Annotated in this window: 23 protein-coding genes; 10 read left to right on the top strand and 13 right to left on the bottom strand. The window is 73.8% G+C overall.

Annotated elements, in window-relative coordinates; genetic code table 11:
• Positions 1-18 precede the first annotated feature (18 nt).
• The 3 genes from AB0F15_RS12350 to AB0F15_RS12340 are packed head-to-tail and all read left to right on the top strand — an operon-like array spanning position 19 to position 4,737.
• Complete coding sequence (locus tag AB0F15_RS12350) at positions 19-3,102, top strand: BTAD domain-containing putative transcriptional regulator (protein WP_360269288.1); 3,084 nt, start codon at positions 19-21, stop codon at positions 3,100-3,102.
• A gap of 47 nt (positions 3,103-3,149) precedes the next feature.
• A complete protein-coding gene (locus AB0F15_RS12345) occupies positions 3,150-3,920 on the top strand; it encodes a GntR family transcriptional regulator (protein WP_360269286.1) in 771 nt (256 codons plus the stop codon).
• Positions 3,921-3,978: 58 nt separating this feature from the next.
• Positions 3,979-4,737, top strand: a complete 759-nt coding sequence (locus AB0F15_RS12340; RefSeq protein WP_360269284.1) for a hypothetical protein — start codon at positions 3,979-3,981, stop codon at positions 4,735-4,737.
• Here the strand turns inward: AB0F15_RS12340 and AB0F15_RS12335 are convergent.
• The 4 genes from AB0F15_RS12335 to AB0F15_RS12320 are packed head-to-tail and all read right to left on the bottom strand — an operon-like array spanning position 4,734 to position 8,554.
• Complete coding sequence (locus AB0F15_RS12335; protein WP_360269282.1) at positions 4,734-6,050, bottom strand: hypothetical protein; 1,317 nt, start codon at positions 6,048-6,050, stop codon at positions 4,734-4,736. The genes AB0F15_RS12340 and AB0F15_RS12335 overlap by 4 nt on opposite strands.
• Positions 6,047-6,436: a PTS mannose transporter subunit IIAB gene (locus AB0F15_RS12330; protein ID WP_360269280.1), complete on the bottom strand. Its 390-nt coding sequence runs from the start codon at positions 6,434-6,436 to the stop codon at positions 6,047-6,049. Before AB0F15_RS12330 ends, AB0F15_RS12335 begins: the two co-directional genes overlap by 4 nt.
• Before the next feature lie 14 nt (positions 6,437-6,450).
• On the bottom strand, positions 6,451-8,058 hold the full coding sequence (locus tag AB0F15_RS12325) for a PTS system mannose/fructose/sorbose family transporter subunit IID (protein WP_360269278.1): 1,608 nt from the start codon (positions 8,056-8,058) through the stop codon (positions 6,451-6,453).
• Between the two features lie 19 nt (positions 8,059-8,077).
• Positions 8,078-8,554: a PTS sugar transporter subunit IIB gene (locus AB0F15_RS12320; protein ID WP_360269276.1), complete on the bottom strand. Its 477-nt coding sequence runs from the start codon at positions 8,552-8,554 to the stop codon at positions 8,078-8,080.
• A gap of 361 nt (positions 8,555-8,915) precedes the next feature.
• On the opposite strand from AB0F15_RS12320, the gene AB0F15_RS12315 reads away from it, so the two are divergent.
• On the top strand, positions 8,916-9,860 hold the full coding sequence (locus AB0F15_RS12315; protein ID WP_360269274.1) for an MBL fold metallo-hydrolase: 945 nt from the start codon (positions 8,916-8,918) through the stop codon (positions 9,858-9,860).
• On the opposite strand, the gene AB0F15_RS12310 is transcribed toward AB0F15_RS12315, so the two are convergent.
• The gene (locus AB0F15_RS12310) at positions 9,857-10,354 is read right to left on the bottom strand and encodes a MarR family transcriptional regulator (protein WP_360269272.1); all 498 of its coding nucleotides are present in this window, start codon (positions 10,352-10,354) and stop codon (positions 9,857-9,859) included. The two genes, AB0F15_RS12315 and AB0F15_RS12310, sit on opposite strands and share 4 nt — an antisense overlap.
• Positions 10,355-10,610: 256 nt before the next feature.
• Between AB0F15_RS12310 and AB0F15_RS12305 the strand changes: the two genes are divergently transcribed.
• On the top strand, positions 10,611-11,417 hold the full coding sequence (locus tag AB0F15_RS12305) for a lipase (protein ID WP_360269270.1): 807 nt from the start codon (positions 10,611-10,613) through the stop codon (positions 11,415-11,417).
• Here the strand turns inward: AB0F15_RS12305 and AB0F15_RS12300 are convergent.
• The 3 genes from AB0F15_RS12300 to AB0F15_RS12290 are packed head-to-tail and all read right to left on the bottom strand — an operon-like array spanning position 11,407 to position 14,281.
• Positions 11,407-12,249, bottom strand: a complete 843-nt coding sequence (locus tag AB0F15_RS12300; protein WP_360269268.1) for an ABC transporter permease — start codon at positions 12,247-12,249, stop codon at positions 11,407-11,409. The two genes, AB0F15_RS12305 and AB0F15_RS12300, sit on opposite strands and share 11 nt — an antisense overlap.
• The gene (locus AB0F15_RS12295; protein WP_360269266.1) at positions 12,246-13,157 is read right to left on the bottom strand and encodes an ABC transporter ATP-binding protein; all 912 of its coding nucleotides are present in this window, start codon (positions 13,155-13,157) and stop codon (positions 12,246-12,248) included. Before AB0F15_RS12295 ends, AB0F15_RS12300 begins: the two co-directional genes overlap by 4 nt.
• The gene (locus tag AB0F15_RS12290) at positions 13,154-14,281 is read right to left on the bottom strand and encodes a hypothetical protein (protein ID WP_360269265.1); all 1,128 of its coding nucleotides are present in this window, start codon (positions 14,279-14,281) and stop codon (positions 13,154-13,156) included. Before AB0F15_RS12290 ends, AB0F15_RS12295 begins: the two co-directional genes overlap by 4 nt.
• Positions 14,282-14,461: 180 nt before the next feature.
• Between AB0F15_RS12290 and AB0F15_RS12285 the strand changes: the two genes are divergently transcribed.
• Positions 14,462-15,529, top strand: a complete 1,068-nt coding sequence (locus tag AB0F15_RS12285; RefSeq protein ID WP_360269263.1) for a class I SAM-dependent methyltransferase — start codon at positions 14,462-14,464, stop codon at positions 15,527-15,529.
• On the opposite strand, the gene folP is transcribed toward AB0F15_RS12285, so the two are convergent.
• Entirely contained in the window at positions 15,526-16,428 is a 903-nt protein-coding gene (gene folP, locus AB0F15_RS12280) for a dihydropteroate synthase (RefSeq protein WP_360269262.1), read from the bottom strand. The two genes, AB0F15_RS12285 and folP, sit on opposite strands and share 4 nt — an antisense overlap.
• 96 nt (positions 16,429-16,524) lie before the next feature.
• Between folP and AB0F15_RS12275 the strand changes: the two genes are divergently transcribed.
• Entirely contained in the window at positions 16,525-17,181 is a 657-nt protein-coding gene (locus tag AB0F15_RS12275) for a rhomboid family intramembrane serine protease (protein ID WP_360269260.1), read from the top strand.
• Here AB0F15_RS12275 and AB0F15_RS12270 read toward each other — a convergent pair.
• Together AB0F15_RS12270 and AB0F15_RS12265 are read right to left on the bottom strand one after the other, a co-directional pair.
• The gene (locus AB0F15_RS12270) at positions 17,174-17,677 is read right to left on the bottom strand and encodes a YceI family protein (RefSeq protein WP_360269258.1); all 504 of its coding nucleotides are present in this window, start codon (positions 17,675-17,677) and stop codon (positions 17,174-17,176) included. The two genes, AB0F15_RS12275 and AB0F15_RS12270, sit on opposite strands and share 8 nt — an antisense overlap.
• Entirely contained in the window at positions 17,674-18,231 is a 558-nt protein-coding gene (locus AB0F15_RS12265) for a hypothetical protein (protein ID WP_360269256.1), read from the bottom strand. The genes AB0F15_RS12270 and AB0F15_RS12265 overlap by 4 nt, the downstream gene beginning before the upstream one ends.
• A 121-nt stretch (positions 18,232-18,352) precedes the next feature.
• Here AB0F15_RS12265 and AB0F15_RS12260 point away from each other — a divergent pair, with 121 nt between their 5' ends.
• On the top strand, positions 18,353-21,100 hold the full coding sequence (locus AB0F15_RS12260; RefSeq protein WP_360269254.1) for an AAA family ATPase: 2,748 nt from the start codon (positions 18,353-18,355) through the stop codon (positions 21,098-21,100).
• Positions 21,101-21,210: 110 nt separating this feature from the next.
• Positions 21,211-21,981, top strand: coding sequence for a serine protease (locus AB0F15_RS12255; RefSeq protein ID WP_360269252.1), 771 nt, complete (start codon positions 21,211-21,213; stop codon positions 21,979-21,981).
• Between the two features lie 64 nt (positions 21,982-22,045).
• Here AB0F15_RS12255 and AB0F15_RS12250 read toward each other — a convergent pair whose 3' ends face one another.
• Positions 22,046-22,873, bottom strand: coding sequence for a hypothetical protein (locus AB0F15_RS12250; RefSeq protein WP_360269250.1), 828 nt, complete (start codon positions 22,871-22,873; stop codon positions 22,046-22,048).
• Between the two features lie 178 nt (positions 22,874-23,051).
• The gene (locus AB0F15_RS12245) at positions 23,052-23,678 is read right to left on the bottom strand and encodes a helix-turn-helix domain-containing protein (protein ID WP_360269249.1); all 627 of its coding nucleotides are present in this window, start codon (positions 23,676-23,678) and stop codon (positions 23,052-23,054) included.
• A gap of 84 nt (positions 23,679-23,762) precedes the next feature.
• Between AB0F15_RS12245 and AB0F15_RS12240 the strand changes: the two genes are divergently transcribed.
• Positions 23,763-25,466: a TIGR03086 family metal-binding protein gene (locus tag AB0F15_RS12240; protein WP_360269247.1), complete on the top strand. Its 1,704-nt coding sequence runs from the start codon at positions 23,763-23,765 to the stop codon at positions 25,464-25,466.
• Positions 25,467-25,556: the final 90 nt, after the last annotated feature.

Genomic DNA, 25,556 nt, shown 5'->3' with positions numbered 1-25,556 from the left:
GCCTTCCGGGGGCAATTCGTGCGCTACCGCCTGCTCGGACCGGTCACGGTCCTCGGCGACACGGGCGCGGTCCGGCCCGGTGGCCAGAAACAGACGTCCGTGCTGGCCGCGCTCCTGCTCAACCCCAACCGCGTGGTCACCGAAGACCGCCTCATCGACCTGACCTGGGGCGAGAACGCGCCGCCGAGCGTCCGCGGACGGCTCCAGGTGCACATCTCGGAACTGCGGAAGCTCCTCGGCCGCGACGTCATCGTGCGGCGCGCGCCCGGCTACCTCATCGCGGTCGCCCCCGGCGACCGGGACCTCGACGTGTTCGACGACGAGGTCACCAAGGCGAGGGCCACCTCGGGGGCGGACGCCGTCGCGCACCTGCGGGCCGCGCTGGCACTGTGGGAGGGCATCCCGCTCGGCGGGGTGAGCGAGGCGCTGGCCGAGCACGAGGGCCCGGCGCTGGCCGAACGCCGGCTCGTCGTGCTCGAAGAGCTGTACGAGCAGGAACTCGCCGCGGGACGGCACGGCGAGGTGGCCGGCGAGCTGCGCCGGCTCGTCGACGAACACCCGTTCCGCGAACGGCTCCGGGCCGCGCTGATGCTCGCGCTCCACCGCTGCGGCCGCACCCCGGAAGCACTGGAGACGTACACGCGGGCGCACGACCTGCTGGTCGACGAACTGGGCATCGAACCCGGCCAGGCCCTGCAGGACCTGCGGATGCGGATCCTGCGCGGCGAAGGCGAACCGGCGCCGCCCGCCACCCCGGTCACCCCCCGGCCCGCCGAACTGCCGCTGGACGTCCGCGGGTTCGCCGGCCGGGCGCCGGAGCTGGCCACGCTCGGCGAACCGGGTGACGTCTGGGTGATCACCGGTACCGCCGGCGTCGGCAAGACCGCGCTGGCCGTGCACTGGGCCCACACCGCGCGGACGTGCTACCCCGACGGCCAGCTGTACGTGAACCTGCGCGGCTTCGACGCCGACGACGAGCCGCTCACCCCCGCCGCCGCGCTCGCGCAGCTGCTGCGGACCCTCGGCGTCGACCTGCGGGACGTGCCGCCGGGCCTGGACGACCAGAGCAAGCTCTACCGGTCGCTGCTGGCCGACCGGCAGGCACTGGTGGTGCTGGACAACGCCCGCGACACCGCCCAGGTGCTGCCGCTGCTGCCGTCGTCGGGGCGGGTGCTGGTGACCAGCCGCCACCGGCTCGACGAGCTGGTCGCCCGCGTCGGCGCGCGGTCGCTGGTCCTCTCGCAGCTGCGCGAGGACGACTCGCTGGCCCTGCTGACCACCCTGCTCGGCGACCGGACCGCCGCGGAGCCGGAAGCGGCGGCCGACCTGGCCCGCCTCTGCGGCCACCACCCGCTGGCCCTGCGGATCGCCGCGGCGAACACCGGCGTCGCCAGCCTCGGCGAGCTGGTCGACGAGCTGCGCGGCGATCCCCTGGCCCAGCTCGGCTTCGACGGGGCCGGCGAGAGCGCCGTCGCCAAGGCCTTTTCGGTGTCGTACCAGGCGCTGCCGCCCGGGCTGCGGCAGGCGTTCCGGCTGCTCGCGCTGGTGCCGGGGGCCGACTTCACGGCGGTCGCCGCGGCGGCCCTGCTCGAGCTGCCGGTCGAGGAGGCGACCCGGCGGCTGCGCGGGCTGACCGCGGCGAACCTCCTCGAGGCGCACGCGCCCCGCCGCTACCGGTTCCACGACCTCGCCCGGCGCTACGCCGAGCAGTGCGTCCGCGCCGAGGAGGACGAGGCCGCGCGGGACCGGGCGTGGGAGCGGCTGTTCACCGGCTACTGCGCGGCCGCGGACGCCGCCGTCGCGCTGCTCGGCGCGCGGATCGTGGCGCTCCCCCGCGAAGACGCGCCGTCGGCACCGAGCCCGGTCGCCTTCGCCGGCGCCGCCGAAGCCGTGGCCTGGCTGGACGTCGAGGTGCCCAATCTTTCGGCCGCGCTGCGGCAGGCCGCGACGCGCGGGCCGTACCCCGGCGCCTGGTACCTCGCCGACGCGTTGCGGCGGTTCTTCCACGACCACGGGCGCCGCGCGGAGTGGCTCGAACTGGCCCCGATCGTGCTGCGCGCGGCGCAGGACCACGGCGCCCAGCCCGCCGAAGCGCTGGTGCACCTGTCCATCGGCGGCGCGTACTTCCGCGAAGGGCAGCACGAAGCGGGCATCCGGCACTCGGAGAAGGCGGTGCTGGCCAGCCGGGCGTGCGGCTGGCGGCAGTGCGAGGCCACGGCGGTCGCGAACCTCGGGGCGATGCTGGAGTGGACGGGCAGGCTGTCGGAGGCCGTCGAGCACAGCCGGCGCGCGATCCAGCTGTTCCGCGAACTGGCCAACCGGTCGGGCGAAGCCCTCGCGCTGAACTCGCTGAGCTGCCACTACCGGCAGCTGGGCCGCCTCGAGCAGGCCGAAGACTGCCTGGTCGAAGCGATCGCGCTGGCCCGCAAGGAGGACCTCGCGTTCTGGGAGGCCGCCAACCTCGCCGACCTCGGCTGGGTGCTCCAGGCCACCGGGCGGCTCGCGGAGGCCGGCGAAGTCCTCGACCAGGCGTTGCGGGCCTTCCGCGAGATCGGGTCGAGCTTCGGCGAGGCCACCGCGCTGAACGTGGTCAGCGCCCTGCAGATCGCCCTCGGGGAACACGCCTCGGCGGCGGAGACGGCGAAGGCGGCGCTGGAGTGCGTCCGCCGCGACGGCGACCGGCAGGTCGAAGCGGCCGCGCTGATCGCGCTCGGCCGGGCCGAGCAGAGCCGGGGCGACCTCGGCGCCGCGGAACGCGTCCTGCGCGAGGCCAGGGAGCTGACCGCGGAGTCGGGCCTGCGCGGCCAGCTCGCCGAAGCGGCCGCCACGCTGGCCAGGGTCCTCGCCACGGGCGGCCGCCCGGCCGAAGCGGGCGAGCACGCGCGCACGGCCCTCGACGCGGCCCGGGCGGGCGGCTTCCGCGTGGTCGAAGCGGAGGCACTGCTCGGACTGGCGGCGGTCGAAGCCGCGGCGGGCCGCTCGATGCTGGCCCGCGGCACGGCCCGCGAATCCCGCACGCTCTACCGCGCCATCGGCCACGTCACCGGCGAAGCCAACGTCACGGACTTCCTCACCCGCCTCGGCACCCGGGCCACCGGCTGAGCCGCGGCGGTGTTACCTCCGTGCCCGCGGCGCGACATACTGAAGCCATGGCCCGTCCGAAACACGTCGCCGCGAGCGATCTGCGTCTCCCGGACGCGCTGCAGCCGGGGCGGCCGAAGGGCGACCAGCTCCGCGAGATCCTGGAAAGCGTCGCGACGGAAGCCGGTCCGGGGCGGCTGATGCCGTCGGAACGGTTCCTCGCCGAACACTTCCAGGTGGCCCGCGGCACCGTGCGGCAGGAGATCAACCGGCTGGTCGCCGACGGCGTCCTGTACCGCCAGCACGGCACCGCGACGTTCACGGCGGAACGGCAGGCGGCGCACATCGACATGCTGACCTCGTTCACCGAGGACATGCAGGCCCGCGGGGTGGTGCCGAAGACGAAGGTGCTGCACGCGGAGGTGGAGAGCGCGGGTCCGCGCATCGCGGGACGGCTCAACGTGCCGCCCGGTGCCCGGGTGTTCCGGCTCGAACGGCTCCGCTACGTCGAAGACGAGCCGTTCGCGGTCGAGCGCACCAACCTGTCCGTCGACCGGTTCCCGGACATCGAGCTGTTCGACTGGGAAACCCAGTCCCTGCACCGCACCATCGAGGAACGCTGGGGCGTGCGCCCGGAGTGGAACGACACGGCGATCTCCGCGGTGCTCCCGAACAGCCACGACGCGGCTTTGCTCGGCATCGAAGCCACCCAGCCGTGCCTCATCATCGAGGGCACGCTGCACGACCAGAGCGGCGGCGTCATCGAAGCGGGCCGATCGCTCTACCGGGCGGACCGCTACACCGTCTTCACCCAGGCCCGCCGCAGCCCGGCGTCCTGAGCGGGCAACCCCCGGCGCCCGGCCCGCGTGGTAGCGGAAACGGCGCGAGGGGGACCCGATGGCGACTCGGAAGACGCGACGGCGGCTGGCCCTCGCCGCCGTCGTCACGGCGTCGGTGGCGGTCACGGCCCTGTCCGCTCGCCGTCCGCGAGCGAGCACGCCCCGGGAACCGAAGCCCAGGCCCAAGCCGGAACCGAAGCCGCGGCCCGCGCCGGAGGTGCCGAGCCAGCTCCTGGTCACCCCGCGGGTGAAACTGCACCGGCGGCTGACCCTGGCCGCCTTCCTCACGGTGGCCGCGGTGCTCGCGGTCCTGTCCGCGCACGAGGACCAGGCCGCCGGGGGATTCGGGGTGTCGGTGCTCGGCTTGGCCGGGTTCACGCTGGTGCTGCTGGTGGCCTCCTGGTGGGGACAATGGGCGGCCGGGGAGGACCACTACTACTTCCCGCTGCTGTTCTCCGTGTTCAGCTTGGCCTGCCTGCTCTACGGCGGCTCGGCGGCGGTGACCGAGGTGGTCCTGACCCATCGCGGCCTGCCGGTCACGGTCGAGGTCGCGCGGGCGAGCCTCGACGCGAACGGCGGCGGCACCTACCGGCTCGTCCTGCCCGGCGGCTCGACCCCGCTGCCTGCCGACCTGCACGCCGATGTGGAGTTCGCCGAGGGCGACCGGTTCACCGTCCTCGTCGATCGCGACCGGTTCGTCCGCCCCATGCTGCCCGAAGACGTCGACCCGGCGGTCCCCGCGGCCTTCGTGCTGGGGGGGCGCCGGGATCCTGGGCGTCACCGTCCTCCGGTTCGGCTACCCGCTTCGCCGGCCTAGCAGCAGCTGAGCTGGTGCGCCCGCAGCACCTTCAGGCAGTGCTCCACCAGCTCGTCCGCGGCCTCCGGGCCGAACAGCGTCACGTACGACTCGTAGATCCCGTCGCGGTGGCCGTCGGCGTCCGGCAGGTAGCCCAGGTAGCCGTCGGTGTAGCCGATCACGCGCGTGTGGCGGAACGGGCTGCCTCGCCGGATGCGCAGGCCGAGGGACGCGAACAGCTCGAACGGCGTGTGCAGCCAGGCGATCTCCCCGAGCGACACGACGCTGACCGGCACCTCGGCGCAGCCGGTCGGCCGGCCGCCTGCCGCCATCGCGGCCAGCATCGCGCAGCCCTCGTAGCGGGTCTGCGCGATCCGGACCACCGGGTGGTCCTCGCCGTGGTCGGCCAGCTCGCGCTGCCACTCCGTCTCCGCCGCCTGCCGCAGCTGGAGGCTGTGCTCGAGGGAAGGCACGTCGCGGTAGGGCAGGTGCAGCGTCGACCGCGTCAGCCGGATCGGCCCGGCCGCCGCGGCCGGCGACGACACCGCCGCGAGCGTGCGCGCGATCGACGTCGCCAGGTGGCCGCCGAGGGTGCGGACCTCGGCGTGGTCGCGGCCGCGGCGGACGAACCGCGAACTGGCGTCACCCGCCGCGCCCTGCAGGAAGGCCGCCACCGGCCGGCCTGCCAGCGTGGCCAGCTCGCGGCGGGTCGCGCCCGGCCAGTCCGCCGACCAGGCGAGGTTGTCGGGGCCGAGCACCGTGGGGTGGCTGGCGTAGTCGAACAGCAGCGCGGCAGGCGTGCCGTCGTCGCGGCGCAGTTCGAGCACGCCGAACGACGTGTCGTGCGGCCCGTCGGGCCGGTAGCGGTTGCCGCCGACGGCTTCCGTCTCGCCCGCGTGCCAGCGGGCCCGGACCCGGCCTCGGCCGGCGCGCAGCCGCAGCGCGGCGCCGGTGACCTTCTCCGCCATGCCGCCGACCAGCCCGGCGTCGCGCTGCCCCGGCAGCCCGGGGTGCAGCGGGCCGGTCCAGCCCTCGGGCCCGGAGTGCGTGTGCGACGCGCAGACGAGCACCCGGTCCGGGTCGATGCCCACCGCCGCGGCGACCGCATCGGCCAAGGTGCGGGTCAGCCCGGCGTCGACGGCGAGCGCGTCGAGCGCCAGCCACACCACACCGGGGTCGTCGTCGGTGGACAGCCAGATCAGCGACGCCTCGAGGTCGTCGTGCGTACCGGTCGCGACGCCGTGCCGGGCCAGGTAGCCGCCGAGCGGGTGCCCGGGCCCCGGCGTGATCCGGACGTCTTGCGCGGCGAGCAGGAGCGCGGCTGCGGCGGTCACCAGGTCGATTCCAGGACGTCGACGACGCCGTCGCGGCCGGCGGCGCGAGCCACCCCGGCGAGCTCGGTGACGTCGTCGGTCGTGTGCAGCAGGACCTCGAGCAGCATCGGCAGGTTCAGCCCGGAGACCAGCTGCATCCGCGGGTGCGCGGCCACGAGCGCGCGGACGGCGTTGAACGGCGAGCCGCCGTGCAGGTCGGCGAGCACGAGCACGCCGCCGGCGACCGGGGCCAGCGCGAGCAGCCGGCCGCCGAACTCCTCCGGGCTGTCGCGCGGGCTCAGCTCGCAGATCTTCAGCCGCGACTGCGGGCCGAGGATCATTTCGGCGGCCTCCCCGACACCGGAGGGCAGCCGGCCGTGGCCGGCCAGGATGATCGGGACGGTCATGGCGGAACCCCCTCCTAACTCTTCGCCGGGGCCGACGGCGCGAACCAGCCGAGCCACCCCAGGACGACCCCGGCGACGACGACGATGGCGATGACCCAGACCGGCCGCAACCGGGCCTTGGCCGTCAGCAGGTACACCCCGGCCGTGACCAGCACCGGCAGCAGGAACGGCAGGAGCTCGTCGAGCCGGTCCTGGATCGCCACGGACTGGGTCACCGGCTGCCCCTGGACCGTGGTGGTCTGCCGGTAGGTCAGCGTGGTGACGACCTTGACGATCGACGGGATGAACCCGCCGAGCACGACGAACCCGAGCACGGTCGCCCCCTGGGCCACGCGGGCGAGCCCGCCGGCGGCGAGGTGCCCGGCCAGCCGCTTCCCCTCGCGGTAGGCGAACCCGAACTGCCAGCGCCGCACCAGCGCGTAGGGCACCAGCACCATCACCGCGGCGAAGACCGGCCCCAGCCAGTTGCCCTGCAGCGCCCACGACGCGCCCATGGTGAAGATGATGCTGTTGTACAGCGCGAAGACGACGGTGTCACCGATGCCGGCCAGCGGGCCCATCAGGGCGACCTTGGTGCTCGCCGCCGACTTCGGCGTGCCCGCCTCCTCCAGCGCGACGCTCGAACCGAGGATCAGCGGGCCGCCGATGAGCACCGAGGTGTTGAAGAACTGCAGGTGCCGCTGCAGGCCGGCGACGTAGTCGGCCTTGTCCGGGTAGAGCCGGCGCAGCACCGGTTCCATCGAGTACGCGAAGCCGAGCGCCTGCATCCGCTCGTAGTTCCAGGAGATCTGGCTGGACCAGAAGTACCGGCGGAACGCCCGGCGCAGGTCCTGTTTCGTCAGCCGGGGGTCGGCGGCGGGCTCTTCGTCCGCGGCCTCGGGCACCACGAGCACGGGTTCGTCGCGTTTCAGCGTCACGAACAGCATCGCGACCGCGACGCCGATCAGCGCGATCCCGAGCACCGGCAGGTGCAGGTAGGCGAACCCGACGAACCCGATGAGCAGCAGGTACCAGTACCGCGACAGCTCCATCATGCCGAGCAGCAGCGCAAAACCGACCGCCGGCAGCAGCGACCCGGCCAGCGTCATGCCCTGCACGAACCCGGCGGGGATGCTCGCGGTGATGTCCTTGACCAGGCCGCCGGACGCGGCGAGCGCGGCGAGGAACGTCGGGACGGCGCGCACCGCGACCCACGGGATCAGGCTCACCCAGTGGACCACGGCCAGGCCGCGTGCGTTGCCGTCGGCGGCGTAGCCGTCGGCGCGGTGCACCAGCGCGGTGGTGACCATCTTGCCGACCGGGTCCAGCGCCGACAGCAGGATCGCGGCCGGCAGCCCGACGCCGATGCCGATCGCGGCCTGCGCGGCCGGATTGCCGGCGGCGCCCGCGGCCAGCGCGGTGCCGACGATGGCGCCGGTCTGGTAGTCCGGGATCGTCGCGCCGCCGTAGGTGTAGACGCCCAGCGCCGCCAGCTCCAGCGTCGCGCCGATCAGCAGCCCGAGCAGGGGGTGCCCGGTGATCAGCCCGGCCACCGAGCCGGCGATGAGCGGGCGCTGGGCGTAGATCAGGAACGGGCCGAGGCCGTCGTAGGTGCAGTAGATCGCCCAAAGGGTCAGGGCCAACGCGACGAGCATGCTGGAGCTACAGCCCTTTCCGGTCGAGCAACGGGACGAAATCGGTGGGCTTGTCGTACGGCAGCAGCTGGGTGACCAGCGGGACGCCGGCGGCGGCGAGCTTGCGGTAGGCGTCGGCCTCGTCCGCGGTGACCGCGACCGAGCGGGCGACCATGGTGTACGCGGCGCCCGGCCGGGGTGCGACGTTGCCGACGTTGACGACCTCGGGCCGCAGGCCGCCCTCGACCAGGCGGAAGACGTCCTCGGGGTGCTTGGCGATGATCATGGTGTCCGCGCCGGCTCCGACGGCCAGCGTGGCCTCGACCGACAGCACGTCGGTGGGCAGCCCGCGGGCGGCCTGCGGGAGCAGCATCCGCTGGAGCTCGTCGGCGGCGACTTCGTCGTTGCAGACGACCAGCCGGCGTACACCGAGGCGGCGGGTCCAGGCGACCGTGACCTGACCGTGGATCAGCCGGTTGTCGAGCCGGACGTGTGCCCCCGCCATGTTTCTCCTCCCGGCCAGCAGAAGACATACTGGTTCGTACCAGTATCTGTGTCAACACTGCCGGTGACCGGCCTTCGCGCGGCCGACGGAGGGACCCCTCAGACCTTCCGTCGGCCCACGAGCGCGAAGTCCCCCTGGCTTTTCCCGGACCCTCCCATAAAGGTATATACCAGTATGGACGGTCGTGATCGACTGTCAAGAGCTGAGCCGCGGAAGAATCCGAAAAACTTTCGACCGATCAACCGATCGAAATTGGAGAAATTCCCATCCGGGCCCCGGCCACGGGAACATTGCGGAAGAACCCCCGCAACCTGGCCCGGTCACCGTCGTTAACCGCATCGTCCGTCCAGGGGAGGAAAGCATGCCGGCCGTCAGATCGAACATCGTCCCGCTCCGGCACGCGCGGCCCGGAGTCGTGGCGTACGTGAAAAGCCCGGCCGAGTGGTTCGTCGCGAACAGCGGCTGGATCCAGGGCACCGAGGGCGTCGCGCTGATCGACACCTGCGGCACCGAGCAGGCGACACTGGAGCTGCTGCGCGACGTCCGCAAGTACGCCGGCGACCAGGAGCTCACCGTCGTCATCACGCACGCGCACGGCGAGCACCACAACGGGCTCGGCGTCGCCCTGCGTGACGGCGGGACCGCGCTGGCCGCCGCCGGCAGCCTCGACCTGGTCAAGGCCGGACCGCAGACCTACGGCAACGTGTTCACCTACACCCGGTGGGGCGTGCTGGAGCCGCCGCGGCCGGACGCGGTCCGGCCGGTGACCGGCCGGCACCGGCTCGACCTCGGCGGCGCGGCCGTCGACGTCGTGTCCGTGCCCGGCGTCGCGCACACGGCAGGCGACCTGGTGGTGTACGAACCGCGCTCGGGCACGCTGTTCACCGGTGACCTCGTCGGCATCGGCGACACGCCGATGGCGGTGCAGGGCTCGATCCCCGGCTGGCTCGACGCGCTCGACTGGCTGCAAGACACGTTCCGGCCGCGCACCCTGGTGCCCGGCCACGGCCCGGTGGCGAACCCCGGCCACACGGCCTTCCACGCGATGCGCGGCTACCTGGAGTGGCTGCTGGAGGCGACCGCGCGCCAGTCCAACTTCACGAAGCTGGCGAAGCAGGCGTCCCTGCGGTGGCCGACGTGGCGCAACCCGGAGCGGCACATCGGCAACCTGATGCGCGCCTACGCCGACCAGCACGGCCGCAAGCTCGACGTCGACCTCGCGATCGACGCGGTGCTGGCCGCCGCGGGCGGGCGGATCGACCTCGATTCCCTGCTGGACAGCGAACCGGTCCGGCAGATCTCCTAGGCGCTCGCGCCGCCCAGGCTCTCCAGGAGCATCCGCAGCGTCGCGGCCAACTCCTCGCGCGCGCCGTCGTCCAGCGCCGCCAGGATGCGGTGCTCGGTCTCGACGTGGTCGGGCAGGGCCCGGTCGATCAGCTCGCCGCCGGCCTCGGTCAGCTGCACGCGGACCCCGCGGCCGTCCGCCTCGTTCGGGGTGCGTTCGACGAGGCCGCGCGCCTCCATCTTGTCGAGGCGCTGGGTGATGGCCCCGGACGTGACCATGGCCGAGCGCATCAGCTCCGTCGGGGTCAGCCGGTAGGGCGGCCCGCTGCGGCGCAGGGTGGCGAGGACGTCGAAGGTCGCGCGGTCCAGGCCGTGCCGGGCGAACGTGCGGCGCAGCTCGCCGTCGACCACCGCGCTCAGCCGCGTCAGCCGGCCGATCACCCCCATGGGGGATACGTCGAGGTCGGGACGCTCGGCGTGCCACTGCTCCAGGACCCGGTCCACGTGGTCGGCCATCGCCCCAGGGTAACGGATGCCTTAGCGGTAAGTGAGTGGTAGCACTCACCTTAGCGGTGAGGTAATCTGCCTTAGTGCTAAGCAACCGGCTGACCCTCGTCCTCGTGCCCCGCAACTCACGTGATCAGGCCCGTAACTCGCGAGTTCCGGCTCCAATCACGTGCGTTACGGGTTCAATCACGTGAGTTACGGGGCCAGTCACGTGAGTTACGGGTTCCAGCACGCCGGTCTGGGGCAGCCGGGTCATCATGGACGGGTGCGGATCACGGCCTGGTGGAGCGGCCTCAGCCCGCGACGGCGGTTGATGCTGAGCGGCGTCGCCGTCGCCGTGGTGGCCGTGGTCGTCGCCACCGTCCTTGCCACCTCCGGTGCGAAAGCCGCGCCGGAGGCCGGGACGCCCGACCAGGACAAGCCCGGTCCAGTGCTGCTCGTGCCCGGCTACGGCGGTGGCCGGGGTGCGCTCGAGACCCTCGCCGAGCGGATCCGGCAGGCCACGGGCCGCCCCGCGGAGGTGCTCACCCTGGCCGGCGACGGCACCGGCGACCTCGTCGAACAGGCCGCCGTCCTCGCCGAAGCCGTCGAAAAGGCGTACCAGCAAGGCGCGCCTTCGGTCGACGTCGTCGGGTACTCCGCGGGCGGCGTCGTGGCGCGGCTGTGGGTCGGCCGCGAGGGCGGCGAGCACCAGGCCCGCCGGGTCGTGACGCTCGGCGCGCCGATGCACGGCACCGGCCTGGCCACGGCGGGCGGTGCGCTGGTGCCGGGCGGGTGTCCCACCGCGTGCGTCCAGCTGGCGCCGGGCAGCAGCCTCCTGCAGGAGCTGGCGAAGCAGCCGGTGCCGCCGGCCCTGCCGTGGCTTTCGCTCTGGACGGAGCAGGACGAGACCGTGACCCCGCCGGACTCGGCCCGGCTCGACGGCGCCGTCAACGTCTCCCTCCAGCAGGTCTGCCCGGGCCGGACGGCAGGCCACGGTGACCTGCCCACCGATCCCGCCGTCACCGAGATCGTCCTGCAGGCCCTCGGCACCGGCCCGCTCGAAGCACCCACGGAGTGCCTCAGCTCGTGACGTCCTTCGTCGCGAAGTTCGCCCACGCCGCCCCGAAGAACACCACGACGTAGCCGGCCTGCAGCAGCAGCCCGTGGTCGATGTTGTGCCACAGCACCGGATCGCGGAAGAAGTCGATCCAGGACAGCCAGTAGTGCGTCGGCAGGTACGGCTTCACGGACGCGGCCGCGTCCAAGGCCTCCAGCACCGAGCTCGTGATGAGCACGGCGAGCCCGCCCAGCGCGGCCCCCAGCGCCGAGTCGGACACCGTCGAGAGGAAGACGGTGATCGCCGCGAACCCGAGCATCGACACGACGATGTACGAAACGGCGCCCAGCAGCCGCAGGCCCAGCGCGGACGAGCTGAGCGACTGCCCCGACAACGACGTCACGCCGGACGGCTGGCCGCCGGGGCCGGCGATGCCCGGGGTGCCGCCGGTGCCGAACAGGATCACCCCGAGCACCAGCGACGTCAGCACGACGATGACGATCGCCGCGGTGACGTAGACGGCGAGCGCGACCAGCTTGGCGCCCAGCAGCCGGGTCCGGCCGACCGGGCGCACCAGCAGGTAGCGCAGGGTGCCACCGGAAGCCTCGCCCGCGATCGCGTCGCCGGCGACCACCGCGACCGCGATCGGCAGGAACAACGGCAGCACCAGCGCGAGCGCGGCGGCCGGGTACAGGGCGCCGTCGTTGACCACCGCCGAGAGGAACGCCCCGCCCTGCCCGGGCGGCGGCGCGAAGTCGGCCGTCGCCAGGAAGACGCCGACGATGGCGGGCAGCAGGCACAGCAACAGCACGCTGACCCACACCCGGGGCCGCAGCGCGAGCTTCCGCAGTTCGACGCCGATCATCCGGCCGCTCCGAACCGGTCCGACCCCGGACCCGTCACGTCGAGCACGACCTGTTCCAGCGTCCGCTGTTCGGCGTGGATGGACGTCACGCGCACCCCCGCCGCGACGAGCAGGGCGTTCAGCGCCGCCGGGTCGCCGTGCCGGATGACCAGCCGGTCGCCTTCACGGGCTTCGAGCTGCCCGTCGAGCATCGCGGCCGCCTCGGCCGCGTCGGGCGTGCCGACCAGGATCCGGCCGGTCGCCGCCCGCAGCGTGGCCAGGTCCTCCTCCAGCACGAGCCGGCCCCGGTCGACGACGCCGACGCGCGTGCAGAGCTGCTCCACCTCGGCCAGCAGGTGGCTGGAGAGGAACACCGTGGTGCCGCCCGCGTTCAGCTCGACCAGCAGTTCCCGGATCTCCTTGATGCCCTGCGGGTCGAGCCCGTTCGTCGGCTCGTCGAGGATGAGCAGCCGCGGCCGGCGCAGCAGCGCACCGGCGAGCCCGAGGCGTTGCCGCATGCCGAGGGAGTACGCCTTCACCGGCCGCTGGTCGACCCCGCCCAGGCCGACCTGCTCGAGGGCGTCGTCGATGCGACGGCGCCGCGTGCGCCGCCCGCCCCCGCGGCCGGCGGCGTCGAGCAGCGCCAGGTTCCGCCGTCCGGACAGGTGCGGATAGGCGGCCGGCCCTTCGACGAGCGCGCCGACGTCCGGCAGCACCTCGGCGACCCGCTTCGGCACGGGCTTCCCGAGCACTTCGATCTCCCCGGCGGTCGCGTAGACCAGGCCGAGCAGCATCCGGACCAGGGTGGTCTTGCCCGAGCCGTTCGGGCCGAGAAAGCCGTAGCGGTCCCCCTCGCGGACTTCGAGGCTGACCGCGTCGACAGCCACGGTGCGGCCGTACCGCTTGGTCAGCGCGCGGGTGACGATCATGGGCCGCTCCGGCGCAGCCGGGACAGCTCGTCCGCCGCGGACTTCAGGACCGCCGGCGTCACCGTGCCGGCGAGCAGGTAGGACCGGCGGGAGACCGACGACCGCACGATGCCCAGGGACAGCGGGGTGATCGACAGCTGCACGACGTTCCCGGCCGGCAGCCTGACCTGCACCGCACCGGCCTTCCCGGCGGCGTCGCTCGCCGCGTTGGCCACCGTGCGCGGCACGGCGATCACGGCGAAGGCGGCCAGCCCGGTGCCGTAGAGCGCGGCGCCTTGGACGCCCCCGACGTCCGGCGACGCCACCGGACGGCCGGCGAGCCGCGACGGCAGCGGAGCCTCGCTGTAGGCGCCCAGCGTGGCGGCGACGTCCGGGGCGCTCGCCACGGTGAACCCCGACCCGAGCACCGGCCGCGGCGCTTCGACGACCGGCGTCGTCTGCTCGAGCTGCCGGAACTCGCTCACCAGGATCGGCGCATCCTGCCCCCGCGCGGTCACTTCGACCCGCACCGGCAGCCCGGTCGCCGGATCCGCCCAGAGGTCCACCCGCCCGATGGTCGTGTCGGGATCGGCGGGGACGAGCCGCAGCCCCGACGCGGCGACCCCGGCAACGTTCCGGCCCGGCAGCGCGCTCACCGGATCGCCCTTCGCCGCGCGCAGGATCCGCCGCGCGAGCTCGGGCGGCAGCAGGTCACCGGCCCGCGGCAACCGGACACCGGGGTCGCCGATCAGCTCGGTCAGCGTGTTGTCGCCGTAGTCCCAGGTGTATTCGCCGTCGGGCAGCCGGTAGACGTCGTGCTCGCCGGCGGTGCCGAGGATGTCGACGCGGTAGCGGTCGGGCCCGGCGTACCACACGCGCATCGGCGTCCGCATCGAGAAGAGCGCGGTGACGGCGGCGAGGTTCGGCAGCTCCGGCAGAGCGAGCGAACCGGCGCTTTCGGCGTAACCCTGGTAGGGCCGTCCGGCAGAGCCCACCACGAGGGCGCGCAGCGCGGCCGGGTCGGCGGCCGCACCGGCCGGAGCGAGCGCGGCGACGACGGCCGGCGCACAAACCAGCACAGCGGCCACGGCGGCGACGACCGCCCACCGGCGCCGCTTCTCGTGCCGCACCACCGAGGGCGTCATCCGGCATCACCTCTTCCGTCCTTTGTACGCCACGACCCCGGGCGTGGAGCTAGGGTCGAAGGGGTGACGACCCCCGTTCATGCTGCTGTCCTGAGCTAGTTCCCGCTCCGGTCCTTCGCACACCCCGCACCTCTCGCGGGTTCTTCGTCGTGCCCGCAGCAAGAACGGAACCCCTTTCTCGTGGCTCACCTCGTCCTGCCCGGCGAACCCGATCGCCGGCTCTTCTCACCCCCTTCGCGGCACGCGGTCGCCGCCGACGACCGGCTCTCCGCCGACGCAGCCTTCCGCACGGTGTCCTCCGGCGTCGCCCTGCTCTGGCGCGGCGGCTACCCGGCCGCACGGCACCTGCTCGACGCCGTCGACCGGCGGATTCCGCCGCCCCCGCTGGACGACCACTCCCGCTACCGCGCGGACCGGGCCCGCCGGGCGCGGCTGCTCTCGCTGCTGTACGTGCCGCTGGACCCCGGTCACGTCGTCCCGCTGCGCCGGGCACCCGACGTCCGTGCCGCGTGCACCGCGGTCTACGGCCCCCTGGACACCGCCGCGGCGGTGCCGTTGCGGGAACTGCTCGGCGTCCTCGGCGCGGCGGAATGGCGCCGCACGGGCGTCGCCGTCCCGGCCCTCGGCGCGCGGATCCACCCGCACCACGGCGTTTTCGCGCCGGTGCGGCAGGAGTACGTCGACCTGGTGGCCGAAACGCCGTTGCCGGGCACGGAACTGGCGTTCGACATCGGCACCGGCACCGGCGTGCTCGCCGCCGTCCTTGCCCACCGCGGGGTGGCCAGGGTGGTGGCGACGGACTCGGCTCCCGGTGCCGTCGCGTGCGCGGCCGAGAACCTGGCACGCCTGGGTTTCGCCGACCGCGTCGAGGTCGTGCGGGCGGACCTGTTCCCGCGCGGCCGGGCTCCGCTGGTGGTGGCCAACCCGCCGTGGCTGCCGGGCCGGCCGCGCACCCCGCTCGACCGCGCGGTGTACGACCCGGGCAGCCGGATGCTGCGCGGCTTCCTCGACCGGGCGCGCAAGCACCTGACCCCGGACGGCGAAGCGTGGCTGGTGCTTTCGGACCTCGCCGAACACCTCGGCCTGCGCACGCGCGGCGAGCTGCTGGGCTGGATCGCGGCGGCGGGCCTGCGGGTCGCGGGCCGGACGGACGCGGCGCCCCGGCATCCCCGCGCGCTCGACCCGGCCGACCCGCTGCACCGGGCCCGGTCCGCCGAAGTCACGTCGCTCTGGCGGCTCAGTCCTTAGTGGACGGGCCGGTTCGCGCTCCGAGCGCCCCCGGACGCGAAGCGCGCGACCGCTTCCACGGCTTCCCGTGTCTCCCGGACGTTGTGCGCCCGGAAGACCGCCGCGCCGGCGTGCGCCGCGATCGCCGTGGCCGCCAGGGTGCCCGCCAGGCGGTCGTGGGCTTCGACGTCCAAGGTCTCGCCGATGAGGTCCTTGTTCGACAGCGCGACCAGTACCGGCCAGCCGGTCGCCACCAGCCGGTCGAAGTGCCGGAGCAGTTCGAGGCCGTGCCGGGTGCTCTTGCCGAAGTCGAAGGTCGGGTCGACGAGCACGCCGCCGCGTGGCACCCCGGCGGCGACGGTGCACTCGGCCGCGGCCGTCAGCTCGGCGACCACGTCCGCGACGACGTCGTCGTAGCTCGGCCAGAAGGGCCGGTCCGGCGTCGGCGCCGGGTACGGGTCGGTGCGGACCGGCATGCCCCCGACGTGGGAGCAGACGTACCCCGCGCCGAACTCCGCGGCGACCTCGACCAGCTTCGGATCGGCGCCGGCCCAGGTGTCGTTGAGCAGGTCGGCGCCCGCTTCGCAGACCTGGCGGCCGACCTCGTGCCGCCAGGTGTCGACGCTGATCACCAGCCCGGGGTGGCGGCGGCGCACCTCGGCGACGAACGGCACGACCCGGCGGCCCTCCTCGTCGACGTCGACCTCGGGCCCCTCGCCCGCCTTCACCCCGCCGATGTCCACGATGTCGGCACCCGCGGCGACCGCGCGATCGACCGCGTTCAGGGCCGCGGTGCCGGCGAAGGTCGCGCCCTTGTCGTAGAACGAGTCGGGCGTGCGGTTGACGATGGCCATGACCAGGGCGCGGTCGCCGGGCATGCGGCGGCCCCGGAAGACCAGCTCCGGCCGGTGTGGCGTCATGAGCCCCAGCCTGCCAGGTCACGGCTGGGGTCGAAACGCCGCGCCCGGGCCCGTGAGCGGGCTATCCTCAGCGCGCGACCGAGCAGGGGGAGACGGATGAGCACGACCAGCGAGGGCACCGCCCGCAGCAACGCCGAGACGATGATCGCCGAGGCCAAGAAAGCCTTGTGGGTGATGGTCGGCCTGCTGGCCGTGCTGTGGCTCGTGCAGATCGTCAACGCCGTCGACGGGTACGACCTGAGCCGCGAGTTCGCCATCAAGCCGCGTGACCCGGCGTCGCTGCCGGACATCCTGACGTCGCCGTTCATGCACGCCAACTGGATGCACATCGAAGCCAACTCGGGGCCGCTGTTCGTGTTCGGGTTCCTCGCCGCCTACCGCGGGGTGAAGAAGTGGCTCGGCGTGAGCGTGCTGATCATCGTGGCCAGCGGCCTCGGCGTGTGGTTCATCACGCCGTCGAACACGCTCACGGTCGGCGCCAGCGGCCTGCTGTTCGGCTACTTCGGCTACATCATCGTGCGCGGGCTGTTCGACCGGCACCCGATCGACATCGTGATCGGGCTCGTGATGGCGTTGTGCTTCGCCTACCAGTTCACCTCCCTGCTGCCCACCGACGAAGGCGTCAGCTGGCAGGGGCACCTGTTCGGGTTCGCCGGCGGCATCATCGGCGGCTGGCTGTTCCGCGACCGGCGGCCCAAGGCGGTCGCCGCCCCGGACGCGGCGACCACCCTGCTCTCCGAGGACCTCAGCTAGGCGGCTCGAGCTCCGCCTCGACGACGATCCGGACGTACCGGCCGATCAGCGGCCGGGGCGCCCGCATGCCGAGCGGGGCCCGGTCCAGCGTCCCGGTGGCGCGGACCCGGGTGCCGCCGGCCGGCTCGACGGTCAGCGTCAGGGGGCACGACGTCCCCCGCAGCCGCAGCTCGCCGGTGACTTCCCAGCCGTCGTCGCGCCGCCGGACCTCGGCGGCCACGAACGTCAGGTCCGGGCGGGTGCCGCTGTCCAGCAGGTGCGGCTTGCGCAGGTCGGCGTCGCGACGCGGGTTCCGCGTGCCGAGCGTGCCGAGGTCCAGCTCCGCGCGGACCGCGGTCACCTCGTCGCCGTGCACCTCGACGGTGCCCGCGCGGACTCCGATCGTGCCGCGTACCCGGTTGAAGCCGAAGTTGCGGACCTCGAAGGACGCCGTCGTCCGTCCACTGCGGACAGTCCACGTCCCGGTGCGCAGCGCGGGGGCGGTGTGCGGGCTCATCGCGCACCCGCCGGCGCGGGCAGGGCCGCGTGCAGCACGCGGTGGAGGTCGACCCGGTCCGGGCCGGGCAGCAGCGCGGGGTCCTCGCCGGGCAGCAGCTCGGTGCTCATGATCGCGGCCTGCGCGGCCTCGATCGTCCCGACCGACGCCGTGAAGCCGATGACGACCAAGGACCGATCCGCGGCGACCAGCACGTACGACGACCCGATGCCGTCGAGGTCGCGGACGGCGGGCCAGATCCGCTCGCGCCCCGCGCGCAGCTCGGCGGCCGACTGGTCCGCGCCGCGGGGCCCGTCGAACCAGGTGATCTGGGCGTAGGCGGCGGCCGCCGACGCCGGCTGGACCTCGGCGACCCGGTAGACGCCGGTGTCGAGCCACGTGGTCCCGGCGGGCCGCCGGGCCGCGGCCACCTCGGCAGCGGCCGCGTCGGACCAGAAGGTGACGACGGCGCCGGCCTGGCCGGCGAGCTGAGCGAGCGTGGCGGCGCCGAGGGCGCCCGCACCGAGGTCGTGGGCCCCGAGAGGACTCCTGAACTGGTGGATGGCGGCGTGCATGAGGTGCTCCTTTTCGCTGGTCGAAGCGTTGGGAGTCACTTTCGGCCGCGACGGCCGTCCGGACATCAGTGCCAGTACGGAGAACAACGCGGAAACCGGACGCGGAGGGGATACTGCTCGGGTGACGCGCAGCGAGCCGTTCGTCGGGCGGGCCGGCGCCGTGGCCGAGCTGCGCGCCTGGCTCGCGGCGGCGGACGGCGGCACCGGCGTGCTGGTGCTCGTCGGCGGCCCGGCGGGGATCGGCAAGACCCGCCTCGCCGAGACGGTCACCGGGCCGGCCGCGGTCTGGGGCCGGTGCGTCGACGACCCGGGCGCCCCGCCGCTGTGGCCGTGGCGGCGGGTGCTCCGGGCGCTGCCGGAGGCGGGCGACCAGGTCGCCCGCGCCCTCGCCGACCTCGACGACCGCGCCGGGGCCGACCTGGTCGCGGCCCGGTTCCGGTTCGTGGCCACGGCCGCCGATGCGCTGGTCGCGGCGGCCGGGCCGGCCGGGCTCGTCGTCGTCCTCGAAGACGTGCACTGGGCCGACGAGGCGTCGCTGCGGCTGCTGCGGCACCTGGCCGGGGAGCTCCGCCGGTCCCGGCTCGCCGTGATCGCGACGTACCGGGACACCGGCCCGGCCGGCCCCCTCTTCGAGGCGCTGCCGGATCTGCTGGGCCGGCCGGGCACGGAAAGCCTGCGCCTGGACCCGCTGACCGAGCCCGACGTCCGCGCCTACCTCGCCGGGATCGGCCGGGCCGCGGCCGACGCCGTCGACGCGCTGCGGCGGTCGGGCGGAAACCCGCTCTACCTCAAGGCGGTGGCCCGGTCCGCCGCGACCGGCGGCGGCGAGGCCGAGCTGCGCCACCTCGTCCGCACCACCGTCGCCGGGCTCGACGCCGGGGCGAGGCAGCTGCTGGCGATCGCCTCGGTCCTCGGCGAGGAAGTCGACGCGCACGTCGTCGCCGAGGTGGCCGGCCGGCCGGTCGGCGACGTCGTCGCGGCGCTCGACCGCGCGGTGCGGGCCGGGGTGCTGCGGCCCGCCGTCGCCGGCTCCCGGCGGTTCGCCCACGCCGTCGTGCGCGACGGGATCTACGCCGACCTCGACCAGGGCGTCCGCGAGGAGCTGCACGCCAGGACCGCGGCCGCGCTGGAAGACCGGGCCGAGCCGGGGGTGGTGGCCGGGCACTGGCTGCGGTCCGCGGCGACCCCGGACGCCCTCGCCCGGGCAGCGGACTGGGCCGAGACGGCGGCGCGGGACGCCACCCGCGCACTCGCCTTCACCGAAGCCGCGCGGTTCCTGGACCTCGCGCTCGGCTGCCGCCGCCGCGGGGGCACCCGCGACGGGCTCGCCGCCCTGCTCGTCGACCTCGCGACCGCGGAGTACCGGGCGGGCCGGTTCGCCCGCAGCCTCGACCACGCGCGTGAGGCCGCCGGGCTGACGTCCGATCCGGCGCTCGTCGCCGCCGCGGCGCTCGTCGTCCGGGACACTTCGGCGCCCGACCTGCTGCCCGGGATGGCCGAGCTCACCGCGTCCGCGCTGGCGGCGACCGGCGCGAACGCGGACCCGGCCGTGCGGGCGAAGCTCCTGGCCCAGTCGGCGGCCGTGACCGCCGACCACGGGCGGGCGACCGAGGCCGTCGAAACCGCCGACGAAGCACTGGCGCTGGCCGAGCTCTCCGGCGACCAGGAGGCACTGCTCGACGCCGTCCGCGCCCGGATGAAGATCCGCCCGTTCGAGCTGCCGCTGACCGAGCGGCTGCGGCTCGGCACGCTCGCCGTCGCGCTGGGCGGCACCGGACGGCCGCTCGTGGCGCTGTGGGGGCACAAGTGGCGGGTGGACGCGGCGTTCGAAGTCGGCACCATCTCGGTCGTCGACACCGAGCTGACCGCGATCTCGGCACTGGCCGCGACGACCCGGCTGCCGCTCGTCCGCTGGCACGAGCTGCGGCTGCGGGCCTCGGTCGCGGCCTACCGAGGCGCCTTCGCCGAGGCTCGCGAACAGAACCGGCTCGCGGGGGAACTCGCCGAGGCGGAACTGGCCGAGGACCGGTCCGCGGCCGGGATGTCCTTCGCCTTCGCGCAGCAGCTGGCCGACGTGGTCGGCGACCCGGCCGAGCTGCCCGGCGGCTACGACGAGCTGCTGGCGATCGCCCCGCCCCTGCCGATCACGATCATCTCCCGGCCGCTCAGCGCCCTGGTCGCCGGCCGCCACGACGAAGCTCGGGCCGGGTACGACGCCCTGCGCCCCCGCCTGCGCGACGCCGACTTCATCGGGCAGGCGCCCGGGATCGGGCCGAACCTCCTGCCGCTGCTGGAGGCGTTCGAAGACTTCGAAACGGCGAAGTGGCTCGCCGGGCAGCTGGCCGGCGCATCACCGGTCGGCTCGAGCGGAGCGACCACCTTCTGCAGCGACTGCTCCAGCAGCTGGGCCGGCCGTCTGGCCGCGCTCCTCGGGCAGCACGCCGAAGCCGTGCCGCTCTTCGAGGAGGCGATCGCGTGGGACGCGCGGCTCGGCGCCCGGCCCTACGTCGTGCACAACCGCGTCCGGCTGGCGGCCGAACTGGCCGCGCTCGGGGACCTGCCACGCGCGGAGACCCTGGCCCGGCAGGCCGCCGACGAGGCCCGGCGGCTCGGCATGCCCGGCTGGGTGCGGGACGCGACCGCTCTGCTCGACCGGGTCCGGACCGAGGGCGACCCGCTGACCGGCCGCGAACGGGAGATCGTGGCGCTGGTGGCCGGCGCGCTGAGCAATCGCCAGATCGCCCACCGGCTCGTGCTCTCCGAGCGCACGGTGGAAAGCCACGTCCGCAGCGTCCTGGCCAAGCTGGGGCTGGCGAACCGGACCGAAGTGGCGGCCTGGGCGCACCGCCGGGGTCTCACGCCGGGCTGAGCCGCGGTGCAGTCGCGCGGTGAAGTCCCGCGGTGAAGTCGCGCTGTGAAGTCACTGTGCATCCGGGTCCGCACGCTGCGAACACGGCCGCGGTGTGGTGATCTGAAGCGGTGGCGATCAAGTTTCCCCGCTCCGCGCTGACGGCCGCGGCGGCGTTGCTGGTGATGGGGACCGGTCTGGTCCTCGGCACCGGCACGACCGCCGACGACGCCTACGCCGCGGACGTGCCGGTCCCCACTCCGGCAGCTCCGAGCGCTCCGGCTGGGGCGGTCACTCCGGCCGCCCCGGCGAAACCCGCCGCTTCGCCGGTCGGGGCCCTGTTCGCGGGCGGGAGCCACTTCTGCTCGGCGAGCGTGGTGCACTCCACCGCCGGCGATCTCGTCCTGACCGCCGCGCACTGCGTCAAGAACGGCATGACCTTCGCCCCCGGCTACCACGACGGCGTCACGCCGTGGGGAATGTGGACGGTGACCGGGGTGACCGTCGCCGGCGGCTGGACGTCCTCGGCCGACCCGGATCTGGATTTCGCTTTCCTGACCGTCCGGCAGCCCGGAAACCCGGCCTCGCTGGAAAGCCTCACCGGCGCGAACACACTGGGCACGAACCGCGGATTCGAGCACCGGATCACCCTCACGGGCTACCCCGACTCCACCGATTCCCCGGTGGTTTGCGAGGGGAACACCACGCGGTCGGACACCTATCAGCTCCGGGTGGCGTGCCCCGGTTTTCCCGACGGCACCAGTGGCGGGCCGTGGGTCACCGACGGCGCGGTCATCGGCGTGATCGGCGGTTACCAGCTCGGCGGGGACACCCCGGACGTTTCCTACAGCGCGTATTTCGACGACGACATCGCGAAGCTTTACGCGTCGGCCACCGGCTGAAAACGCGAAACCGGGCCCGTGTCCCTGGCGGAGGACACGAGCCCGGTTCACCTCTCGCGAACCCTCAGCAGGTCACGATGAGTCCGGTGAGCGCCGAGCACGTCTTCGACGCGCTGTCGTTGGCACTGGCGGGATCCGCCGGCGAGCTCGCCGTCCGCTGCGCCGTCGTGGTGTACGAACCGAGCGCGAGCAGGCCGCCGTTGACCGAGAACTTCGGCGTCGCCGACGCACCGTTGGCCAGGGAAGCGACGTCACAGTTCACGGTGCGGGTGCCGCTGACGGGGACGCACCCGGTGCCACTGGCGAACGAGAGACCGGCGGGATACGTGGCCACGACCCGGATTCCGGTCGCCGCGGCCGGGCCGGTGTTCGTCACGGTGAGCGCGTAGTCGATGCGCGCGTTCAGCCCGCCGTGCCCGGTGGCACCCAGCGCGACCTTGATGTCGGCCTTGGTCGCCGGATTGCCGATCGTGATGACCGGGCCGTCGAAGGTCTCGAAGGCGTAGTTGTCGCCGACGAACTGGTGCTGCAGCGTGAACTGCCCCGGTGCCGCGGTGTCCTTGACGCGCAAGGTCCACACCGTGGTCTTCGTGCCGCCCGCCTCGAGGTCGCCGAACGCGGCGCGGTAACTGCTCCCGGCCTGGAAGCAGCCGACCGCCGTCGTGTTGGTGCAGGACACGACGTCGACGACGTCGACGATGGCGGTCGGTGTGCCGTAAATGGCGCCCTTGGCGAAAGTCACCGTGAAATCGCGGTCGTTGTGAATGGTTTGCGTGACCGTGAATGTCTGTCCCGGCAGTACCGTTGTGGGGCTGACTTCGACGGAACTCGTGGGCGTGTCCGCCTGCGCGACGGGCGCGATGGCGATGAATGCCGTGGCCAGAGCGGCCACCGAGGACAGGATCGTGGTCCGTCGCCAGGTTCTTTGCATAATCGTCATCTCGCTGTTCCGGTCCGGGGAATGCCGCTCTGACAGATGGTGCGTTGTCCATTTTCGGAGGGTCGACGCTGTTCAGTCGTCGCGCTCCCGCAATTCGTTACCGCTATCCGGAGGCGTCGCGGCGCCGCCGTCAGGAGGGTCGCCAGCGGCCGTTCATCTCACCGGGGCGGGGTGGCGGGCCCGGCAGGTCCGGGCCGCCCGAGGACAGCCCCTCGACGAGCAGCGCGAGGTACCGGCGCCGCAGCTGGGCCGTGCGGTCCGGGTCGTCGACGCGGATCGCGGCACAGCACTCGAGGATCATGCCGAGGTCTTCGGTGACGGCGTCGGGGCGGAGACGCCCGGTTTCGCGCGCCCGCTCGACGAGGCGGGCCGTCAGCTCACCCGCCCGGCGCGCGTCCTGGCCCATCTCGGGCGTCGGGGCGAACGTGCCGGCGAGGTGGACCGTCAGGGAGTGCACGTCGGCTTCGACGACCCGGGTGAGGAACCCGGTCAGCGCCGCCCAGCCGTCCGGCTCCTCCGCGGCGGCTTCGGCTTCGGCGATGTAGGTGCGGAGCCCGTCGTGGCAGAGGCGGCAGAGCAGCGCCTCCTTGCTGGGGTACCGCCGGTAGAGCGCGCTGATGCCGACGCCGGCGCGTTCGGCGACCTGCGAGATCGGCGCTTTCGGATCGCCGAGGAAGACGTGGCGGGCGGCGTCGAGGATGACGATGTTGTTGCGGGCGGCCTGACCGCGGCGGCCGGGCAGGGCTGTCTCGGGCATGCACGGAGATTACCACTGGAACGGATCATTCCGGTCTGCTACTGTTCGGAACGAAGCATTCCGTTCCTACCCGAGGAGCCAGTCATGACGGTCCCCGTCCTCCGCCCGTTCCGCGCCGAGATCCCGCAGCCCGCCCTCGACGACCTGCAGAACCGCCTGCGCGGCGCGCTGTGGCCGGAGGACCTGCCTGCCGAGTACGGCGTCACGAACGAGCGGGTCCGCGCGCTGGCCGAGTACTGGCTGGAGAAGTTCGACTGGCGGGCGGTCGAGGCGCGGCTGAACGCGTACCCGCAGTTCCTGACGGAGATCGACGGGGAGACCATCCACTTCCTGCACGTCCGCTCGTCGCGGCCGGACGCGACTCCGCTGGTGCTGACGCACGGCTGGCCGGGATCGATCATCGAGTTCCTCGACGTGATCGGCCCGCTCACCGAACCCGAGGCGGCCGAGGGGCCCGCGTTCCACCTGGTCATCCCGTCGCTGCCGGGCTTCGGCTTCTCGGGCCCGGCCCGCTCGGCGGGCTGGGGCACGCACCGCACCGCGGCGGCGTGGGCCGAGCTGATGAGCCGCCTCGGCTACGAGTCGTACGGCGCGGTCGGCAACGACGCGGGGTCGATGATCTCGCCGGAGATCGGCCGGATCGCGCCGGAGAAGGTCGTCGGCGTGCACGTCGCGCAGCTGTTCTCGTTCCCGTCGGGTGACCCGGCCGAACTGGCGGAGCTGAGCGAAGCCGACCAAGCCGCGCTCGCGCACCTGCAGTGGTTCTACGAGAACATGTTCTCCTTCAACACGCTGCACAGCCAGCAGCCGCACACGCTGGCGTTCGCGCTGGCGGACTCGCCGCTGGGCCTGCTGGCGTGGAACGCCCAGCTGTTCGGCGAGAGCCTGGACGCCGACTTCGTCCTCGCGAACGTGGCGCTGTACTGGCTGACCCGCACCGGCGGCTCGTCGATCCGCTTCTACTACGAGGACGCGCACGCGGGGTCGCGCCCGGAAGGCCCGACCACGGTGCCGACGGGCCTGGCGATGTTCGCGGGCGACTTCCAGTCGATCCGCCGGTTCGCCGAGCGCGACCACGCGAACATCGTCAGCTGGCACACCTACGACGCGAACTCCGGCGACGGCCCGCGAGACGCGGCGGGCCACTACGCGGCGCACGAGGCCCCGGAGGTCCTGGTGGGCGACATCCGCCGGTTCTTCGCGAGCCTGACCCGCGGCTCGTCGTGGCCGGTCCTGGCGTCGGCCCACGAGGCCCTGCGGTCGGCGATCGCGGGCGTCACGGACTGGTCGGCCCCGACACCGTGCTCGGCGTGGAACGTCACCCAGGTCCTCCAGCACGCGGCGGGCGACCAGCTGGGCTACGCGGCCTTCATCACCGGCTCGGGCGGCCCGGACTTCGACCCCTTCTCCCCCTCGGGCCGGTTGGCAGCCGCGCCGTCGGCGTTCCTTGAGCCGGCACTGACGGCCGCGGCGGCGGCATTCGCCACGGTGAGCCGCGACGCGGCGGAGGTCCCGACGCCTCTCCCGCAGGGCACCCTCCCGGCCCCGGTGGCAGCCGGCGCGGCGGCCCTGGACGCGGCCGTGCACGCCTGGGACATCGCGATCGCCACCGGCCAGGCTTCCCCGCTGACACCGGAGCTGGCCGAGCAGCTGCTGCCAGTGGCGAAGCAGCTGGTGGAACCCTTGCGCGGCTTCGCCTACGCCCCGGCACTGGAGGGCGCCCCCGGCGACGACGCGGTGTCGACGCTGCTGCGCTATCTGGGCCGCGATCCACTGTGGACCGCCTGACGAGAGCGCCGAGGCTCGCCGGGGACCGCGGTTGCGGGTCTCGGCGAACTCGCGCCGGCGGCGGGGAGTACGGCCGCTCCGGCGACACCG

The organism is Amycolatopsis sp. NPDC026612 (genome assembly GCF_040638285.1).
Taxonomy (GTDB): domain Bacteria; phylum Actinomycetota; class Actinomycetes; order Mycobacteriales; family Pseudonocardiaceae; genus Amycolatopsis.
Note: the sequence above shows the minus strand (reverse complement) of the source record. Positions and strands in the feature narration are given on the sequence as shown.

What these genes read in the sequence shown, in the direction of transcription:
- AB0F15_RS12345 (WP_360269286.1), top strand. Translation starts at nt 3,150, where the DNA reads ATGGCCCGTCCGAAACACGTCGCCGCGAGCGATCTGCGTCTCCCGGAC.
- AB0F15_RS12340 (WP_360269284.1), top strand. Translation starts at nt 3,979, where the DNA reads ATGGCGACTCGGAAGACGCGACGGCGGCTGGCCCTCGCCGCCGTCGTC.
- AB0F15_RS12330 (WP_360269280.1), bottom strand. Translation starts at nt 6,436, where the DNA reads ATGACCGTCCCGATCATCCTGGCCGGCCACGGCCGGCTGCCCTCCGGT.
- AB0F15_RS12320 (WP_360269276.1), bottom strand. Translation starts at nt 8,554, where the DNA reads ATGGCGGGGGCACACGTCCGGCTCGACAACCGGCTGATCCACGGTCAG.
- AB0F15_RS12315 (WP_360269274.1), top strand. Translation starts at nt 8,916, where the DNA reads ATGCCGGCCGTCAGATCGAACATCGTCCCGCTCCGGCACGCGCGGCCC.
- AB0F15_RS12310 (WP_360269272.1), bottom strand. Translation starts at nt 10,354, where the DNA reads ATGGCCGACCACGTGGACCGGGTCCTGGAGCAGTGGCACGCCGAGCGT.
- AB0F15_RS12300 (WP_360269268.1), bottom strand. Translation starts at nt 12,249, where the DNA reads ATGATCGGCGTCGAACTGCGGAAGCTCGCGCTGCGGCCCCGGGTGTGG.
- AB0F15_RS12295 (WP_360269266.1), bottom strand. Translation starts at nt 13,157, where the DNA reads ATGATCGTCACCCGCGCGCTGACCAAGCGGTACGGCCGCACCGTGGCT.
- AB0F15_RS12290 (WP_360269265.1), bottom strand. Translation starts at nt 14,281, where the DNA reads ATGACGCCCTCGGTGGTGCGGCACGAGAAGCGGCGCCGGTGGGCGGTC.
- folP (WP_360269262.1), bottom strand. Translation starts at nt 16,428, where the DNA reads ATGACGCCACACCGGCCGGAGCTGGTCTTCCGGGGCCGCCGCATGCCC.
- AB0F15_RS12275 (WP_360269260.1), top strand. Translation starts at nt 16,525, where the DNA reads ATGAGCACGACCAGCGAGGGCACCGCCCGCAGCAACGCCGAGACGATG.
- AB0F15_RS12270 (WP_360269258.1), bottom strand. Translation starts at nt 17,677, where the DNA reads ATGAGCCCGCACACCGCCCCCGCGCTGCGCACCGGGACGTGGACTGTC.
- AB0F15_RS12265 (WP_360269256.1), bottom strand. Translation starts at nt 18,231, where the DNA reads ATGCACGCCGCCATCCACCAGTTCAGGAGTCCTCTCGGGGCCCACGAC.
- AB0F15_RS12245 (WP_360269249.1), bottom strand. Translation starts at nt 23,678, where the DNA reads ATGCCCGAGACAGCCCTGCCCGGCCGCCGCGGTCAGGCCGCCCGCAAC.
- AB0F15_RS12240 (WP_360269247.1), top strand. Translation starts at nt 23,763, where the DNA reads ATGACGGTCCCCGTCCTCCGCCCGTTCCGCGCCGAGATCCCGCAGCCC.